This window comes from Pseudomonas putida, assembly GCF_028682455.1.
GTDB lineage: Bacteria > Pseudomonadota > Gammaproteobacteria > Pseudomonadales > Pseudomonadaceae > Aquipseudomonas > Aquipseudomonas putida_AA.
In genome coordinates this window covers 267,412-284,493 of record NZ_JANHLD010000002.1, presented here as the reverse complement: position 1 = coordinate 284,493, position 17,082 = coordinate 267,412, and the positions used below count along the sequence as shown (strand labels likewise).

Here is a 17,082-nt window from a genome sequence, read left to right as displayed (position 1 = left end):
ATCAGACAGTCTCCATTGCAGCGTTATAGAGCGCGCGATAGCGGTCGATCATCAGGGTTTCACTGTAGTAGCGGTGCACCCGCTCGATGCCCACGGCCTGGGCCTGTTGCCAGCGCTGGCTGTCGCGCAGCAGCTCGATGATCGCAAGCGCGGTGGCCTGCGGGTCGGCAATCGCCACCACCTCGCCCGCCCGACCCAGGTCGCGGTCGGCCGCCTCGCCGCCTTCGATCAACTCGCGGCACGAGCCCACATCACTGCTGACCACCGGTGTCCCGGCGGCCCAGGCTTCAAGGATCACCAACGGCTGCGCTTCGCTGATCGAAGTCAGGACCATCAGCCCCAATTGCGGAAGGATCTCGTGGATCCGCTGGAAGCCCAGGAACTGCACTTGCTGCTCCAGGCCCAGGCTCACCACCAGGCTACGACACTCGGCGACGTACTCGGGGTCTTCCTCCTCGGGCCCGACGATCCAGCCCTGCACATCAGGCATCGCCGTGGCCACGCCACGCATGGCGCGCAGGAAGGTCTTCACATCCTTGATCGGTACCACCCGGCCGATCAGCCCGACCACCGGGGCAATGCCGGGGGCGCGCTCCTGGAGGATCTGGTCCCATTGCGTGAGGTTGATACCGTTGGGAATCACCTGGGTACGCGCAGGGTCTGCGCCGTCCTTGATCTGTCGCTGGCGGTTGCCGTCGTACAGGGCAATGATGCGGTCGGCGCTGTTGTAGATCAGGTGCCCCAGGCGCTCGAAAAAGCGCACCCAGAGCACGCGGATATACCCGGAGCCGGTGTCCAGGCTGTCGTTCAGTGCCTGGTCGGTGGACTCGGCGATCCAACTGGCCTGGGCCAGGTCGATCTTGCGTTCCTTGGTGTAGATGCCGTGTTCGCTGAGCAAGAAGGTGCACTGCCACAGCTGCTTGAGAATGCAGCCGACCAACCCTGCATAACCGGTGGAAATCGAGTGCAGTACCCGTGCCCGCGGCATGCGCCGGGCGACCTCGGCAAGCATCAGCAGGGGCGACTGCATGGTGCGCAAGGTCCAGAAATAGTTGACGAACGACGGGTCGGCGCAGTGCTGCAGGTAGCCTTCGGTCAAGGCTTCCCAGCTGGCCCGACTGTACAGTACGTCGTCCAGGCGGATGCGCCCCATGGCCAGCGAGTCCAGCATTCGCGTGCCCAGTTCGGCCGGTGGCCTGTCGGGGTGGTGCAGGTAGCGAAACAGCTCGCCAAGGTCTTCATAGGACGCTTTGTGCGCGCGCTGGGAGCGCTTGGGGTTCTGCCAGGCCTCTTCCAGGAACACTTCTTCGATGTGCACCACGTTGGGCGGCACCTCATAGCGCCGCTCGCCGTAGGCTTGGCGCTGGCCACCGATGAACAACACCGAGAATGTCAGCTGCGGCAGCCCGAGGATCAGTTGGTGTATCCAGCTCGAAACGCCACCGCGTACGTAGGGCCAGGTGCCTTCCAGCAGCAGGCAGACGTCGGCAATCGGCGCCTGGCTCGCAGTCTTTTTCATGTCCAGCTCCTGAGCAGCGAGGCGAAAGGCGGACGCTGCTGCATCTCGGCGGGGAGTTTGCGCAACAACAGTGGAATGTCGCGGTACAGCCCGGTTTCGAAGGCGATTTCAGCACGGAACGGCAGCACTTTTTCTGCCGCCATGCCGCTGCGTTCCGCCTCCAGCAAATGCACTTGGGCCTTGGCAATATCCCCCCGGCCCAAAGCGATGCGCCCGGCCAGCAGCAGCAACTCGCCGCCCCTGCCAGCGGCCAGGCCACGTTCGGCGTGCTCGCCGGCCTGCCCCAGCACGTGGTCCTGGACGCTGCCCTGGGCCAGCCCCAGGTAGGCCAGTTCGAAGTACCAACGTGCCAGCGTGGCGTGCAGCGGGCCGACCGCCTTGGGCCGCGCCTTGGCCAGCTTGCCCAGGGCGGTCTCGATACGTTGGTTGATATCGCTTTCCTGTTTATCGAGCATCGAATAGGCCAGCAGCCGCACATCGTCGCTAGGGTCACCCAGTGCCAGTTTGAGAATCGGCACTGCCTCGCGGCCCGGCATGCGCCGGGTAGCCAGCAGCGCGGCCAGACGCTGGTCGGGGTCGGGTGCGTGGCGCAATACATCCTGCAAGCCGCTGTCGGCGAAGGTCGGCGAGTGCAGTTGGGTCTTGGCCCGGAACGGCAGATCGGGAATGCCGATCGCTCGCCACAACTGGCGCTCACGCTTGCGCGGCAGGTAAAGCGCCGGGAAGATCGCGGCAATCACCCCGACACTGCCCAGGATCGGCACGAAAAACGCCAGGCTGAAAATAAACAGCGGGCTCCAGGGCAGTGGCCGGCGATAGCGCGCCGGCAACAGCAGCCAGATCGCCCCGGTCAGCATCAGGCAGGCCAGCAGGTGACTGGACGCATACAGCAGCGCCATCTGCAGGTCGGGCAACCCCAGGGTCAGGCTCGCCCAACTGCCAGCTTCGAGAAAAACCGCGCCGCTAAACAGCCACTTGCTGATCATTCAGGCCACACTCGTTATGCAGGAAGTTACGCAGCCCCCCACGATGCGGGGCTGCCTCCAGGTCATAGGCCAGCACCTTCACGCCCAGGCTGTCGAGGTCGACGTTCATGCCGAAGTGCTCGTGAATCAGCCGTCCCAGGCGGGTCAGATAGCCTTCGGCGCCCTCGGCCGAGGTCAGCGGCAGCAACACCAGCAGGCAGTCGTTGCCACGGTCGTTGCGCAGCGGCAGGTGCAGGTCCAGGCCGCGCTGGCTGCGTTCGAACAAACGCGCCAGTTCGTCATTGGGACGGGTCTGCTCGAAGATGTAGAGGCAGGCCGACAACTGATGTTTCTCGACATCGATCAACGAGCGCTTGAGCTGGCTGGTGAAATGCTGGGCATCGGCCGACGGCAGCTGCAGCACCTGCGGGTCGTGCTGGAGCAGGTCGGCGATGTGCCCGGCCAGCAGCATCAGCAGGCTCAGGGTGCGCTCGTGGAAGGCGAAGAAGGGCATCTGGCGCACCGCCAGGATTGCCTCGACCCGGCCATTGGTATCGACCAGCGGGATACACGCCTGCAGGGTCGACACGCTGGTGTGCTCGCCGGCATCCAGCACCTCCTCGAGCACACTGACCAACTCGCCCCGCTCCAGGCACAGGCTCACCAGCAGGTCGCGGTTGTCCAGTTCATCCATCACCCCGGTGGAGGCCAGCAGGGTCAGTTGCGGTGGCTGCTTGGGCGGCTGCTGGACCCGGTACAGGCCGGCCACCCGCAACGAGCCGTACTGGCCCAGCAAGGTCAGGATCGGATCGGCCAGCAATGCCAGGGCATCGCGCTCACCCGGTTGGGCCCGCAGGCGTTCGCGCAGCCCCAGCAACGAACTGCGCAGGCTCTGGTCGCTGCCGGCCAGGCGCTGTTCCAGGCGGTCATGGGATACACGCAGAATCTGGTGCGCGCGGGTGAAGTCGTCGAGGCGGTACTGGCGGTAGTCGTTGGCCATCTGCAGGCGTTGCAGGCGCCGCTCCCACAAGTCGCGCACCTCCCCCACCAACATGCCGCACACCAACACGCCTACGATGTAGGCCGGGGCGATCGCGGCGTAGGCTGCCAGGCCGTTGTGGCGCAGCACAAAGAACGCCGCCACCAGCAAACTGGCACTGAACAGCCCGCGCACGAAGCCGTAGCGCACACCGATGAGCAGTGGCGCCAGCAATGACCAGGGGAAGTCACCGTGGACCTGCAGCGGATCGTGAGGGGTGAACCACAATCCGACACCGACCACCAGGGCAGTGACCAGTACGGTCTCGACCCAGGTAGCAGGTCCATTGGCTCGCGGGGCGAGGCTGAAATCCATGTGTGGAGAGTTCATCACTATTACTCGAGCCGAAGGTCGCCAACCAGTTTGTCCAACACTTTCTGCGCAGAGCCGGCGAGGCTTTCACGCGACCAGCCGGCACGGGCGCCGCTGTTGCTCCACAGCACGCGGCCGGTGGCAGGCTCTACCACCCGCAGGCTGATGCCCACCGCCGGTTCGCCATCCAGGCCGTTCTTGTACTGCCATTCCTCGACGCTGCCGGTTACCACGTAGTCGAGCTTTTGCGAGCGCGCCCACTGCATGCCCGCCTCCTGGCGCTCGTTGTCTTCGAGCAGCGCCGTGTCGACCTTGGCCGACGGTGTATAGACCTGCGGCTGCAGGCCACGGCTGCTGAGCACACTGAGCAGGATCTGTTCGCTGCGCTCGCCGGCCTGGGGGGTCTGCGAATAGTTGACCAGCGGCAGCACACCCCATTGGGCACTGCTGGACAGTTCGGCGTTGTTCTTGCCGGTAAAACTGCTGCAACCGACCATGAGCGTCGCCGCCACGGCCAGACTCAGGCTACGAATGGCTTGCATACTGTGTACTCCTGTTGAAATTTTCATGTTCAGCGCCCGAACCGCAGGCTGTAGCTGACGCCCACGGTGCCGCCGGACTCGCCGCCGCCACCTTCGGGTGCCGATTGATACCCCACGGTCAACGCCAACTCGTCGTCGCCGAAGACCTCCATGCCGATGCCCGTGGCGAAGCCGTAGTTGACGGTGTTGTCGATCCACTGCCAGCCGGCGTTGACGTCCACCAGCCAGGTGTACTGCCCGCGGGTGCGGTTGAGCGCACCGGGGAAACCACGGCGCCACGAACTGCCGATGTACAGTTGGCCGTAACGGTCGGGCAGCAGGTCATCGGGGCGCAGCTGGTCAGGGTCGTCCAGGCCCAGGTCGGCGATATCGATAGCCCCGCCCCGGCTGCTGGCCAGGTGCGCGAGGTTGCGGTTGTCGAGGCTGTTGTGCTGGTAGTCCAGGCCGCTGCGCAGCTCCCAGTTGGGGCCGGCAAACTGCAGGGTGTGGACATACTCGATGCGCAGCGCCTGGCCGTTGCCGAGGTCGTCGCCCTCACGGGTTTCGAACCAGCGCTGGGCCAGGTTCCACGACAACAGGTCACGCGCCGAGTAGCGATGCGCACCGCCCAGCCAGGCACCGCTCTGTTGGCCCAGCGCGCGCATCAGGCCGGTGTCTTCGTTCTTGCGCTGCCATTCACCACCCACTTCGAGCATGTCGCCAGGGGTCACCTGCCAACTGCGGCTGATGCCCAGGCCGGTGCGGTCGTCGTCATCGCGCTGGCTGGTATCGGCCATGAGCTTGAGGACGCCGTCGCTCAACTGCCGTTGCAGGGTCAGCTCGACGTTACGCTCGGTGCCCAGGGCAGAACTGTCGAGGCTGTCGCCGTTATAGTCGCCCTGCTCCAGGTCGAGCCGGGTGTACCAATCGTCGCCCAGGAAACGCGCCATGCTCACCCGCGGGCCACTGAACTCCGGACCACCGTAGTTCTGCTGCTGCCAGCCGAACTGGATACCCTGGGGCGTGGCTTCGGTCAGCGAGATGGCTTGCTGGCGCAACTGGTCGCGCATGGCCGCCGTTTGCTCGTCACCGAGTTGCGAAAGGCTCGAGGCCAGGGCCTGGGCCGGACGACCAAGGCTGGTCAGTGCCTCGACCTTCTGCGCCGGGTCCAGCTCGTTGCCCGCAATCAATTGCTCCAGTGCGTTGCGATCACGCCCGCTGAGGATCTCCTGGATCTGGTCGGCCCGCTCGATGCGCAGGCCACGGCGTTGTGCCCAGGCCAACCAGTCGCCCTTCTGTGCCGACTGGTTGATGGTGTCCAGGCGCGCCAGCATCTGGTCGAACCACAGCTGCAGCATCGGATTGGAGCCGTCCTGCCACTGCAACGCCTGGCCCTGGGCCTTGCGCGCGGAGTAGCTGGTAGACAGCAGGCGCAACCAGGTGGCGTAGCCCTGCGGCGTGGCGACCACGGTCTCGGGAGTGATTTCCCGGGTGAGGCGCAAGCGCAGGCGCTGGGCGCGGTCCACCTGCCCGGCCGATTCCAGGGCGTCGGCATAGGCGGCCTGGATCAGCCAGTCGACGTCATTGCCCTTGAGGTACAGGCGGTACCAGGCCAGTGCCTCGCGGCTACGGCCAAGTTGCTGGTTGGCAGCGGCGAACGGCAGCCACAGGGTGCTGTCGCGCCGAGCCAGCGGCCGCCACTGCTGCAGCAAAGGCTTGAGCTCGTTGTTGCGGCCCATGTCCACGTACAGCCAGAGCAGACGCTCGCGGAACAGGTTGTCGTGGGGGTAGCGCTGCAACCCTTCCTGGTACAGACGGATCGCTTCGTCCGGCTGCTTGTTGTTCGCCGCCAGCGCCCCGCGTGCGGCCCATACTTCGGCACGGTCGGCCACCTGCGCAGCCTCCTTGGCTTCGTCGAGCAAGGAGGCAACCAGCGCCCACTCCTGCAGGTCCTGGGCCAGTTGCAAGGCGTAGATGAATTGCTCCGGCTCGTGGGTCCGGTGCCAGCTCTCGACCATCATGCTTAGCGCCTTGTGCGGGTCGGTCTGGCGGTAGAGGTTGATCAGCACGCTCTCGTCACCGCTGTTCAAGTGCCCCTTGAGCACCAGCAACTTTTCCAGGCTCTGGCGCAGGTCGTCGTCGCGCTCCAGGTTCCAGGCAATCTCGGAACGGGTTTCCCAGTATTCGACTTCCTTGATATTGCCGGTGTCGACCGCATCGATCACCTGCCAGGCCGACTCGTTGTCGAAGTGCTTGAGGTGGTTGCTGACCCAGTCCAGGCGCTCCGCCGTGGTCAACTTGAAGTGCGCACTGAAGTTGCTCCAGGCCACCAGGCGCTCGTCGTACTGGCCGGTGTTCTCGAGGTTCTGCAGCAGGCGCAGGTGCGCCAGGCGGTGGCCGGGGTACTTGCGCAGGTAGCTGCGCAACCAGTGCTCGGCATGCTCGGGAGTGCCGCGGGACTCTTCGGCATAGATCAGTGCATCGAGCTCGGTGTCGGTCAAGGCCCGGCTGTGCATGATGTCGGCCAGCAGCGGAATTCCCTGGTCGAACTCGAAGCCCTGCAAGGCCAGGCGCCAGGCGTGTTCGTACTGACCAGGCTCGTTGTGCAGCTTGAACAGCGCCACCCAGTGTTGCAGCGCACCGGGGATATCGCCCTGCCATTCGGCGATCAGCGCCAGCTGCTTGAGCAGGCCGATGTCTTCAGGCTCATGGACCAGCAATTGTTCCCCGGCGGCGCGGGCGCCAGCCAGGTCGCCGAAGGCCAGGCGCTTCTGTAGCTCGGTGCGCATGACCTGCGGTGTGTCGGGTTGCTGCTTGCGCCACAGAACAAAGAACTGCTCGGCCAGGTCCGGCCGGGCGTGGCCCACGGCGACGTCCACCGCCAGGTCGAGCAACTGCGGCTCGTAGGTGAGGTCCGGCTGGGCGTTGATCTCGCGGGCCAGCAACTCGATGGCTTCTTCGCCGCGGTCGGTGGCGACCAGGTCCTTGAAGGCGGCGATCAGGTATTGCTGGCGCAGGGCCGGGTCCTGGCTGCCTTCGAGCAATTGCACGTAGATGGCGGCGGCCTTGCCCGGCTGTTCGCTGGCCAGGTACCACTTGGCCGCCTGTTCGAGCCAACTGGTGGCCTGTTCGGGTTGGCGCTTGGCGAGCTCGACAAAACTGTCGGCAGCCACGGCCGGCACCTGGCTTGCCAGGGCCAGCTTGGCCAGGGTCTGCAGTTGCGCGTCGGGTAATGCCTTGTAGTCGAAAGCGCGGAACCGCTCGGCCAGGGCCAGGCGATCGGCATCGCTCACCGTGGCCGCGACACTTGCGTCGGCGTTGCTTTTGCTGGCCATTACCTGGGCGTCGAGCGCCAGTTGGTAGAACGGCTTGAGCACCGGGTCGGGGTTGGGCCACTGGTCCAGGTGCTTCTGCGCCCGGTCGAAGTTGTTCAGTTGCAACAGCAGGTCCAGCAACTGGGTGCGCAACTTCTGATCTTCGGGATAGGCACCGAGCAGCACTTCGGCGTAGCCGGCCGACACTTCATCCAGCTCCTGGCCGTTGGGCTGGAACACGTCTTCATTCTGCAGGGTGGCCCACAGCAGAATCCCCACCACCACGGCCACCGCGAGCAACGCCCAGCGGTTGAGCAGTCGTGGACTCTTAGTTACAGGAGAGTTTTGCATCGCTCACCTGCCTGTAAGGAAGTTGGAAGTGCCAGAGACCCTGGGCCGCCTTGCCGGCGAATTGCTTGCCATTGACCTGCACGCTGCAGGCGCTGGCCGAGCGCACCGAAAACTGCAGGTCGGTGTGCCCTGCAAAGCCGAAACTCACCTGCTGGTCGTTGAGGTAGCGCCAACCGGTCAGCGGCAGGTTGGCCTCCTCCAGTGCCGGGCGCGGATCGCGGTCGGGACGCAGCACCAGGCGGGCGTGGTCATCGCTCAAGTGCACATAGCGCCCTTGCGGCAAGTCGCGCACACCGGCCACCCCTTCGGAGCGGCCAAGGTCGGGCCAGCCTTGCTGGGCATCCAGGCGCAAGGTACGCAGGCCGTCCATGCCGCGTACCTGCCAGCTGCCATCGGCGCTACGCGCAAGGCTGGACTGATACAGCCCGTGCACCCGCGGCAGGTAGTCGGTCATCCACAATGAAATCGGCTGCTGCGCGTTCATGTGCTTGTAGATGTCGGCCATGACCTTGATCGAGGCCTGCTTGGTACCCGAATAGAAGTGGTAATACAGGTGCAGGCCGCGCAGGCGCCGGGGCTTGTCGGTCAGCTGGAACGTGTCGATGACATCGCGGAACCCGTAGTAAGGCCCTTTCCACAGGTTGGTGTACATGTTCTCGTTGATGATCGGCGCGTAGTACTGCAGGCCGCCGCTGGTGGGTCGCAACAGCGGCGAGAGGCCGGTCAGCGACGGGTTGGCGTTAGTCATGATGGTCTGGCCACCGTTGACGTTGGCCAGGCCCGCGTCATAGGCAATCTTGATGGTGTCGCCGCTGGGCAAGGCGTCACCAGGCCAGAACACCATCTTCACCGGCTTCTGCGGCGTGGTCAGGCGGCTGTTGATGTAGTCGCGCGAGCCGACGACTTCGCGGCGAAAATCCAGCTTGTCGTAGCCGGGGATCTTCAGGTGCAAACCGTACTCGGCGTGGAAATCATCGCGCTTGACGGTCTTCTCCGGCTGCAGGAAGAACGGGTGGCTGTAGGTGTGGGTGGCCACTTCGACCTTGGGGTCGGCCAGCACCTCCCGTGCCAGCGGCTCAAGCTCCTTGGCCAGGTACGGGAACATGCCCTTGGGCGAGGTTTCGCCTTCGATGATCGACACCGAGGTCAGGTAAGGGTTGGCGCGGATGAAGTCGTCCAGTACTACCCGACCGGAATACGGCGTGCCCGGGATCTCGGCGCGCGATGGGAAACCGTCGCCATCGATATGCACGGTGGCGATGCGCCGACCGTTTTCGGTAGTGGTGTCCGGGCGCGGCTGCATCGGCAGGCGCAGGGCCTTTTGCACGAACGCGAAGGGATCGAGCACCCAGCGGCTGCGCTCGGCATTGGACTCGATGACATAGGGTGCCAGGGCCATGCCGCCCCAGTCGGCAGTGACGATCGGGGTGTAGGTGCGGTTCTGGCCGTCGCCCAGCACCAGTCCGGGGGTCGGCCCGCCCGGCAGCGCCGTAACCAGGGTCAGGCCGCGGCTGCGCGGCACCAGCGGTGCCTCGAACTTGCCGACCAGGCTGTCGTCCTGGCTGATCACCTGCAGCGGGCCGGTTCTGGCCGGTGCACGCTCGCTCAGGCCCAGGCGTTGCAGCAGCGCACCGTCCTCGATTGGCAGGCCGGCCAGAATGGCCAACGGCACCTGTTCGTCCAGGCGCTTGTTCAGCCAGGTATAAAAGGCATTGCTGTCTTCGGGTACCCCGTTGGTCATCCACAACACCACACCGGCGTACAAGCCATCGAAACGATGCTGCGGCAGCGCCTGGTCGGTAGGCAGGTAATCGACCCGATAGCCCAGGTACTCGAGCAGCCCACCGAGAAACAGATGGCCGGGGTTCTCGGTGAGATCGCCCTCGCGCGGGTCGAACAACATGGCGATACGGCGCGGTTGCACTTCCACCGTGCTCAGGCTCATGCCGTCCAGGTCCGGGGTACTGATCACCGGGGTGAAACCTTCCTGGCTCAACTGCTTGGCCAGCTTGCGCGCTTCCTCGCGCCGCTCGCTGGGCAGGTAGTCGATGGCCACCAGCGGAATGTGCTTTTCGCGCAGCGGCTTGAGCTTGCCTTCGAGCCACTGCTGGTCGTCGGCAGGCACCGGGCGATAGCGCTTGGCGCCAGGGTCCCAACCGGCATGGATCGACTCAACCGCTACCGCGCTGGCCACGCCGTCCAATTCACCGAGCACTTCAAAGCCACGGTTGAAGAACAATTTGAGTTGCGGCTGGCGGCTGTGCAGCTCGCGCAGCAAAGAAGCCAGTGCCTTGCGCTGGGCCTCCTGGTCGGCCTTGGGCAGCAACTGGAAGCTGTCCAGGGTATCGAGGAACAACCCCGCGTAGCCTTGGGCCTTGAGCTGGGCCGCACGCTTGAACAGGTGCTCGCGCCAGGCGTCGGTGGTCAGGTCCATGACCTGGCTGTCCCAGGCCTGGTTGCGCTGGGCGCTGGCCGCCTGGGTCAGGGCGTTGCGCTGCAGCGCGGCACGGTCGCCATCGAACTCGCCGATGGACAGGTAGGCAAAGGGCTGGCTGCCCAGGCGGCGCAGGGTCTCGACATCGGCGGAGGTCAAATGGCCGGGCTCTACAACCGCCCAGTCGAACTGCGCAAGTTCGGGCAGCGGCGGATTGTCGGCGTACCAGAATGCAACACTTGCAGGCCCGTTGTCGCGAGCCTGGGCGGCAAACCCTGCCATGCACAAGGCCAGCGCCGAACACCAGCGCCAAGCCATTGAGCGAACACCTGAATTTTCCATAATCAACTCTTGAAGTACTCGAACGATACGACGATCAATCGTCAAGGGGTTCACAGGCTCTGCAGCAAAAACCTCAGGCCATCGGCCACCGTAGTGGGTTGATTGAGTTCGAAGCGTTGCTGCAATCGACGGTTGTCCGCCCGCGAGTGGCGGATGTCGCCCGGACGCGCGTCCTGATACGTGACTGTCAGGGGGGTGTCGGTGGCGGCGTCGATGGCCTTGATCAACTGATTGAGGCTGGTGGTACGCCCCAACCCGACATTCACCGCGCCACTTGCCGGGTCGTCCCCTTCCAGGGCCTGCAGGAGGATCTCGACCAGGTCGGCCACATAGACGAAGTCGCGGGTTTGCTCGCCATCACCGAACACGGTGACCGGCTGGCGCGTGCGCCCCTTCTCGGCAAAGATGCTGATGACCCCCGAGTACGGCGACGATGGATCCTGGCGCGGTCCGAAGATGTTGAAGAAGCGCAACACCACAGGCTCCAGGCCATGCTGGCGACGGTAGAAGTCGAGGTAGAACTCACTGGCCAGTTTGTCGGCGGCGTAGGGGGTCAGCGGGGCTTTTGGTGTGTCTTCATCAATGGCCGTGCCTTCGCCGTTGCTGCCGTAAACAGCGGCGCTGGAGGCGAACACCACGCGCTTGATACCGGCTGCCGCCATGCCCTGGCACACGTTGAGTGTGCCGATGAAGTTGCTGCGGTGGGTACCTGCCGGATCATCGACCGAGGCTTGTACCGAGGCGACGGCGGCCAGGTGCACGACGGCGCTGCAACCTTGCAAAGCCTGGTTCACCACCTCGGCATCGGCCACATCCCCCACTTGCAACTGCAGGGCGGGATTGTCGAGTGGCAGGTTGCTTCGCTTGCCACTGGACAGGTTATCCAACACGCGCACTTGGTAGTGTCTGCTCAGTAACTTATCGACCAGGTGCGAGCCGATAAATCCGGCGCCGCCGGTAACCAGAATGCGTTCAGCAGACATAGAGCGTCCCCCGATAAAACTCAGATAATGACCTCGGCAACAAGTTGTTTAAGGCCGCATTAATTCAATGAATAGGGCGCCTCGGGCAACACCGTCTGGAAGTTGTATTCGCCGACACTTTCGGCTTCGTCCTGAGGCCTTTTTTATATTCACTAATAGCTAATCGCCATAATGTACTGCATGCATGATGACAGTTTTAATTTGCCAATGTCAATAATCCGTTCTTTTTTGCTTCGAACCTTAAAATCGTCGGTTTTTTGTCGCTAGCATGCTCGGATCGCGGCAAAATGCCTGTGTTTCCGGGGGTTTCGCCCGGATTCGTACCTCACAACCTGTAAGCAAAACGGACACTTCTGTTAATGGGTACTGTAGTCGGCGTTATTCAGAAGTCCAATTGCCATCACCCTTCAGGTAGACAGCCTTCTGACGCCAATGAATTAGCGCCCAATAAAAAACAGCCGCAGCACGCCCCGCTTCCGGGGTTCGCTACGGCTGTTAATTGATGGTAATTACTTGTTTCTACGCGTTTTATTGCACCCGCTGGCAGCGTTTCCAGGCGTGCCATTTTCGGGCCTGCGACCCTACATGCAGCCGCCCTTTTCGCCCTTTAGTCGCAATAATCTGGCGCGACTTTCTTTACCAGGCGCAACAGTGCAGCCCACGCCAGCTGCATACCGTCCGGGTCACTCAACTCCCCCTCTTTCAAGGGGCGCGCGGGTTGGTTGAACTGGCGCTCGGTATGCGTGCATACCGCGTCCGGCGGCAGCACGATTTCGCCGGCCGCTTGCGCTGCCAACTGTATTTCACAGGCTTTTTCCAGGTAGTACATGCGCAGGAACGCCTGGCTGACGCTCTGGCCGACGGTCAGCAGGCCATGATTGCGCAGCATCAGCACCGGCTTGTCGCCCAGGTCGCGCACCAGGCGCTGCTGCTCGTCCATGTCCAGGGCCACCCCTTCATAGTCGTGGTAGGCAACCTGGCCGTAGAACTCCATGGAGATCTGATTGACCGGCAACAGCCCGCATTTGAGCGCTGCCACGGCGCAGCCGGCCTTGGTGTGGGTATGCAATACGCATTGGGCATCTTCGCGGGCACCGTGAATGGCGCTGTGGATTACGAAGCCCGCTGGGTTCACCGGGTGGGCCGAGGGCTCCAGCGCACGGCCCTGCAGGTCGATCTTGACCAGGTTCGAAGCGGTGATTTCATCGAACATCAGTCCGTAGGGGTTGATCAGAAAATGATGCTCAGGGCCCGGAATGCGCACCGAGATGTGAGTGAAGATCAGGTCGGTCATGCGAAAGTGCGCGATCAGGCGGTAGCAGGCGGCAAGTTCCTGACGCAGGCGAAGCTCGGTAGTGGACGGGTTCATTCTTATCGTTCTCAGGCAAAGACTCGCCAGACAATAGGGCTGGACATCAGGCGATGTCCAGCCAGCGGATTTACTTGCTGGCCCAGGCGTTGAAGCGCTCCTCGAGCTCATCACCGTGGTCGACCCAGAATTCCACATTCATCGACAGGGCGCCTTCCAGGTTCTGCCGGGAGGTCGGCACCCAATTGGCCAGGGACGGGTCGAGCTGGGCAGCAGCCTGGGTGTTGGTCGGCCCATAGGGGATCTGCTTGACGTAGCGCACCTGCGACTCCGGCTGGTTGGCATAGGCAATCAGGCGCTTGGCCTGCTCGGCATGGCGCGAGCCCTTGATGATCGCCCAGTAGTCCATACCGTACAGGCTCCCCGGCCACACCAGCGCCAGCGAGCTGCCCTGTTGCGCCGCCACCGCCACCCGGCCGCTGTAGGTCGAGGTCATCACCACGTCACCGGCGCTGAGCCATTGCGCCGGTTGCGCCCCCGCTTCCCACCACTGGATATAGGGCTTGAGTTCGGTGAGCTTGGCAAAGGCCCGGTCCACGCCCTGGGGCGTGGCCAGTACCTTGTAGACATCCTCGACCTTGACGCCATCGGCCATCAGGGCGAATTCAAGGTTGTACACCGCACGCTTGCGCAGGCCGCGCTTGCCGGGGATTTTCCGTACATCCCAGAAGTCGGCCCAGGACGCGGGTGCCTGGGCCAGCTTGGCGCGGTCATAGGCAATGGCCACGCTCCACACCAAGGCTGCCGACCCGCAAGGCTGGGCGGCATCGGCAATCAACGGCTGCGCCGGCCCCATGTGGCTCCAGTCGAGGGGCTCGTACATGCCCTCGTCACAGCCTCGCATCAGGTCGGGCCCCTCGATCTGCACCAGGTCCCAGTCGACGTTGCCGGTGTCGACCATCACCTTGATCCGGGCCATTTCGCCGTTGTACTCGGTCTGCATCAACGTGCTGCCGTCCTGGGCACTGAAGGGCTGGAAGATCGCCACATCCTGGGCTTTCTGGCCGGCGCCGCCGTAGCCGACGACGACCATGTCCGGTGCTGCCTGGGCACTGCCGAAGGCGAGCGCAAGCAGCCACGGGGAACGTTTGATCAGGTTCAATGACATCTGTGCGTCCTCATGCCGGTACCTCACGGGGAGGTCCGTTTTCTTGTTGTAGTGAGGTGTGCCCCTGGGCGCGGGGTGAATCGAACGCTAGTCAAAGGACAGTAAAAAAACAAGTTGATTTTTTACTGGCGGTACACTTTTATAGAGAAATAATAACAACACCCCCGCTGGAGCCTGCACAGCATGTCGACCTTCCCGCACTTGTTCACGCCACTGGACATCCGTGGCAAACGCTTGAAAAACCGCATCATGTCCAGCGGGCACGACACCTCGATCCCCACCGACAATCTGGTCAACGACCGCCTGATCGCCTACCACAAGGCCCGTGCCGAGGGTGGCGTAGGCCTGATCGTGCTGCAGGTGGCCGGGGTGCACGACAGTGCGCGATACACCTCCCACGTGCTGATGGCCACCGACGATGCCTGCATCGACGGCTACCGCCAACTGGCCCAGGCCTGCCATGCCCACGGCACGCTGGTGTTGTCGCAGATCTTTCACCCGGGGCGGGAAATCATGGAGTCCAGCGATGGCCTGCTGGCGGTGGCCTACTCGGCCTCGGCGGTGCCCAACGAACGCTTCAGGGTGATGCCCCGGGCACTGGACCAGCAAATGATCGATGACATCGTGCAGGGTTATGCCGATGCCGCCCGGCGCCTGCACCAGGCCGGGCTCGATGGCGTCGAGGTCGTCGCCAGCCACGGCTACCTGCCGGCGCAGTTCATCAACCCGCGGGTCAACCGCCGTACCGACGGCTACAACGGCGAGCTGGAGCAGCGCCTGCGCTTTTTGCGCGAGGTGATCGGTGCGGTGCGTGCCGCCACCGCCGACGACTTCATCATTGGCCTGCGCATCAGCGCCGATGAGCGCGATGCCGAGGGCCTGAGCGAAGACGAATCGCTGGCGGCGGTGCAAGCCCTGCAGGGCTCGCTCGACTACGTGCACATCGTGGCCGGTACTTCAGCGTCACTCGGCGGCGCAGTGCATATCGTGCCGCCCATGGCCATCGAGGCCGCCTACCTTGCCCGCGAAGCCGGCACCTTCAAGGCGAGCCTGGGGATACCGCTGTTCGTCACCGGGCGCATCAACCAGCCCCAGGAAGCCGAGCTCATCCTCGCCCGCGGCCAGGCCGATGTCTGCGGCATGACCCGGGCGCTGATCTGCGACCCGCAGATGCCCAACAAGTCCGACAGCGGCCATGCCGACGATGTACGCGCTTGCATTGCCTGCAACCAGGCTTGCATCGGTCACTTCCATCGAGGCTTGCCGATCTCCTGCATCCAGCACCCGGAAACCGGCCGCGAACAACAGTTCGGCCAACTGCAGCCGGCTACTGTGCGCAAGCGCGTCATGGTCGTCGGGGGTGGCCCGGCCGGCATGAAAGCGGCGGCCGTGGCGGCGGCCCGCGGGCACCAGGTGACCTTGTACGAGGCCAGCACGCAGCTGGGTGGCCAGGTATTGCTCGCGCAACTGTTGCCCCGGCGCGCCGAATTCGGCGGTGCCAGCACCAACCTGCAGCGCGAGATGCAACTGGCCGGCGTCGAGGTGGTGCGCAATACCCGGGTCGATCGTGCCCTGGTCGAACGCGAAAGACCGGACGTGGTGATCGTCGCCACCGGCGCCGAGCCCTACTGGCCCGCCTTCGAGCGTGGCGGTGAGCTGCAGGTGGTCGATGCCTGGCAGGTGCTGCGCGAGCAGGTAACCCTGGGCAGCTCGGTACTGGTGGTGGACTGGCGCTGCGACTGGATCGGCCCCGGCATCGCCGAACGCCTGGTACGCGCCGGGCACCGGGTGCAACTGGCAGTCAACGGTACCCACTGCGGCGAGAACCTGCCGCTGTACGTGCGCGACCAGATGGCGGGCGAACTGCATAGACTGGGTATTCCCATCACCCCCTATGCCCGTCTCTACGGCTGCGACGACAGCACCGTGTACCTGCAACACACGGCCAGTGGCGAAGCGATGATCTTCGAGAACATCGACACCCTGGTGCTGTGCCAGGGGCACCAACCGGTCGATACCCTGGCCGGGGAACTGCAAGGCCTGGTGCAGGTGAAACGGATCGGCGACTGCCTGGCACCGCGCACCGCCGAAGAGGCGATCTATGAAGGATTGAAAGTCGCCTGGACGCTCTGAGCCTGTTTATACTCCGGGGCTTTGCAGCGTGCGGTTCGGAGCACCCCATGAGCAACAGCAGCAAGATGCCGCCCGCCGGTGCCGTCCCCAGCCAGGATGGCACCGCCGCCCCCCAGTTTCTCGGTACGCGCATTCGCGGCCTGCGCAAGCGCCGCGGCATGACCCTGGCCGAACTTGCCCAGCAGAGCGAATTGACCGCCGGCTACATCAGCCAACTGGAACGCAACCTCTCCTACCCATCGATCCCGGCGCTGTTCAACATCGCCCGCAGCCTGGGCGTGACCATCCAGTGGTTCTTCGCCAGCGAAGCCAGTACCGACCCTGAAGACAACGGCTACGTGGTGCGCAAGCACAGCCGCCTGAGCGTGCACTACGAAGACGGCATCGTCGACCAATTGCTCACCCCGCAACCCAACCGTCAGTTGGAGATGCTTCATTCGCGCTTCCCGCCGGGCACCTATAGCCAGCAGAGCTACAGCCATGAAGGCGAAGAAGCCGGCTACCTGCTGTCGGGCAGTTTCGAGCTGTGGGTGGGGGACCGTTATTTCCAGCTGAGCGAAGGCGACAGCTTCAGTTTTTCCAGCCAGGAGCCCCATCGCTATGGCAACCCTGGCGAGGTCGATGCGGTGGTGATCTGGGTGATCACACCGCCGACCTTCTGACACCTACGACAAAGACAACAGACAAAAACA

The 17,082-nt window shown here is 64.0% G+C and carries 10 protein-coding genes and 1 pseudogene; 2 read left to right on the top strand and 9 right to left on the bottom strand.

Going from position 1 to position 17,082, the window contains the following annotated elements:
* Position 1: 1 nt before the first annotated feature.
* From pelF to NPS58_RS11935, 9 genes are all read right to left on the bottom strand, one after another.
* Positions 2 to 1,519, bottom strand: coding sequence for a GT4 family glycosyltransferase PelF (gene pelF, locus NPS58_RS11975; protein ID WP_274115563.1), 1,518 nt, complete (start codon positions 1,517 to 1,519; stop codon positions 2 to 4).
* On the bottom strand, positions 1,516 to 2,505 hold the full coding sequence (locus NPS58_RS11970; protein WP_274115562.1) for a HEAT repeat domain-containing protein: 990 nt from the start codon (positions 2,503 to 2,505) through the stop codon (positions 1,516 to 1,518). The genes pelF and NPS58_RS11970 overlap by 4 nt, the downstream gene beginning before the upstream one ends.
* Positions 2,483 to 3,853 (bottom strand): PelD GGDEF domain-containing protein, encoded by a 1,371-nt coding sequence (locus NPS58_RS11965; protein WP_274115561.1) that lies wholly within the window; start codon positions 3,851 to 3,853, stop codon positions 2,483 to 2,485. The genes NPS58_RS11970 and NPS58_RS11965 overlap by 23 nt, the downstream gene beginning before the upstream one ends.
* Positions 3,854 to 3,858: 5 nt before the next feature.
* Positions 3,859 to 4,377, bottom strand: a complete 519-nt coding sequence (locus NPS58_RS11960) for a hypothetical protein (protein WP_028945009.1) — start codon at positions 4,375 to 4,377, stop codon at positions 3,859 to 3,861.
* A gap of 29 nt (positions 4,378 to 4,406) precedes the next feature.
* Entirely contained in the window at positions 4,407 to 8,021 is a 3,615-nt protein-coding gene (locus tag NPS58_RS11955; RefSeq protein ID WP_274115560.1) for a tetratricopeptide repeat protein, read from the bottom strand.
* Positions 7,999 to 10,773 (bottom strand): bifunctional glycoside hydrolase 114/ polysaccharide deacetylase family protein, encoded by a 2,775-nt coding sequence (locus NPS58_RS11950; protein ID WP_274115559.1) that lies wholly within the window; start codon positions 10,771 to 10,773, stop codon positions 7,999 to 8,001. Before NPS58_RS11950 ends, NPS58_RS11955 begins: the two co-directional genes overlap by 23 nt.
* A 74-nt stretch (positions 10,774 to 10,847) precedes the next feature.
* A complete protein-coding gene (locus NPS58_RS11945; protein ID WP_274115558.1) occupies positions 10,848 to 11,780 on the bottom strand; it encodes an NAD-dependent epimerase/dehydratase family protein in 933 nt (310 codons plus the stop codon).
* Positions 11,781 to 12,387: 607 nt separating this feature from the next.
* Positions 12,388 to 13,149, bottom strand: coding sequence for a class II aldolase/adducin family protein (locus tag NPS58_RS11940; protein WP_274115557.1), 762 nt, complete (start codon positions 13,147 to 13,149; stop codon positions 12,388 to 12,390).
* 70 nt (positions 13,150 to 13,219) lie between these two features.
* Positions 13,220 to 14,257 carry an ABC transporter substrate-binding protein gene (locus tag NPS58_RS11935; protein WP_274115556.1) on the bottom strand — a complete coding sequence of 346 codons (1,038 nt, stop codon included), beginning with the start codon at positions 14,255 to 14,257 and terminating at the stop codon, positions 13,220 to 13,222.
* 183 nt (positions 14,258 to 14,440) lie between these two features.
* On the opposite strand from NPS58_RS11935, the gene NPS58_RS11930 reads away from it, so the two are divergent.
* Complete coding sequence (locus NPS58_RS11930; RefSeq protein ID WP_274115555.1) at positions 14,441 to 16,390, top strand: FAD-dependent oxidoreductase; 1,950 nt, start codon at positions 14,441 to 14,443, stop codon at positions 16,388 to 16,390.
* A gap of 78 nt (positions 16,391 to 16,468) precedes the next feature.
* Positions 16,469 to 17,052, top strand: a pseudogene (locus NPS58_RS11925) (cupin domain-containing protein).
* The last annotated feature ends 30 nt before the right edge of the window (positions 17,053 to 17,082 follow it).

Excerpts from the sequence above, each read along its gene's own strand:
- pelF (WP_274115563.1), bottom strand. The coding sequence starts at position 1,519 with ATGAAAAAGACTGCGAGCCAGGCGCCGATTGCCGACGTCTGCCTGCTG.
- NPS58_RS11970 (WP_274115562.1), bottom strand. The coding sequence starts at position 2,505 with ATGATCAGCAAGTGGCTGTTTAGCGGCGCGGTTTTTCTCGAAGCTGGC.
- NPS58_RS11965 (WP_274115561.1), bottom strand. The coding sequence starts at position 3,853 with ATGAACTCTCCACACATGGATTTCAGCCTCGCCCCGCGAGCCAATGGA.
- NPS58_RS11960 (WP_028945009.1), bottom strand. The coding sequence starts at position 4,377 with ATGCAAGCCATTCGTAGCCTGAGTCTGGCCGTGGCGGCGACGCTCATG.
- NPS58_RS11955 (WP_274115560.1), bottom strand. The coding sequence starts at position 8,021 with ATGCAAAACTCTCCTGTAACTAAGAGTCCACGACTGCTCAACCGCTGG.
- NPS58_RS11950 (WP_274115559.1), bottom strand. The coding sequence starts at position 10,773 with ATGGCTTGGCGCTGGTGTTCGGCGCTGGCCTTGTGCATGGCAGGGTTT.
- NPS58_RS11945 (WP_274115558.1), bottom strand. The coding sequence starts at position 11,780 with ATGTCTGCTGAACGCATTCTGGTTACCGGCGGCGCCGGATTTATCGGC.
- NPS58_RS11940 (WP_274115557.1), bottom strand. The coding sequence starts at position 13,149 with ATGAACCCGTCCACTACCGAGCTTCGCCTGCGTCAGGAACTTGCCGCC.
- NPS58_RS11935 (WP_274115556.1), bottom strand. The coding sequence starts at position 14,257 with ATGTCATTGAACCTGATCAAACGTTCCCCGTGGCTGCTTGCGCTCGCC.
- NPS58_RS11930 (WP_274115555.1), top strand. The coding sequence starts at position 14,441 with ATGTCGACCTTCCCGCACTTGTTCACGCCACTGGACATCCGTGGCAAA.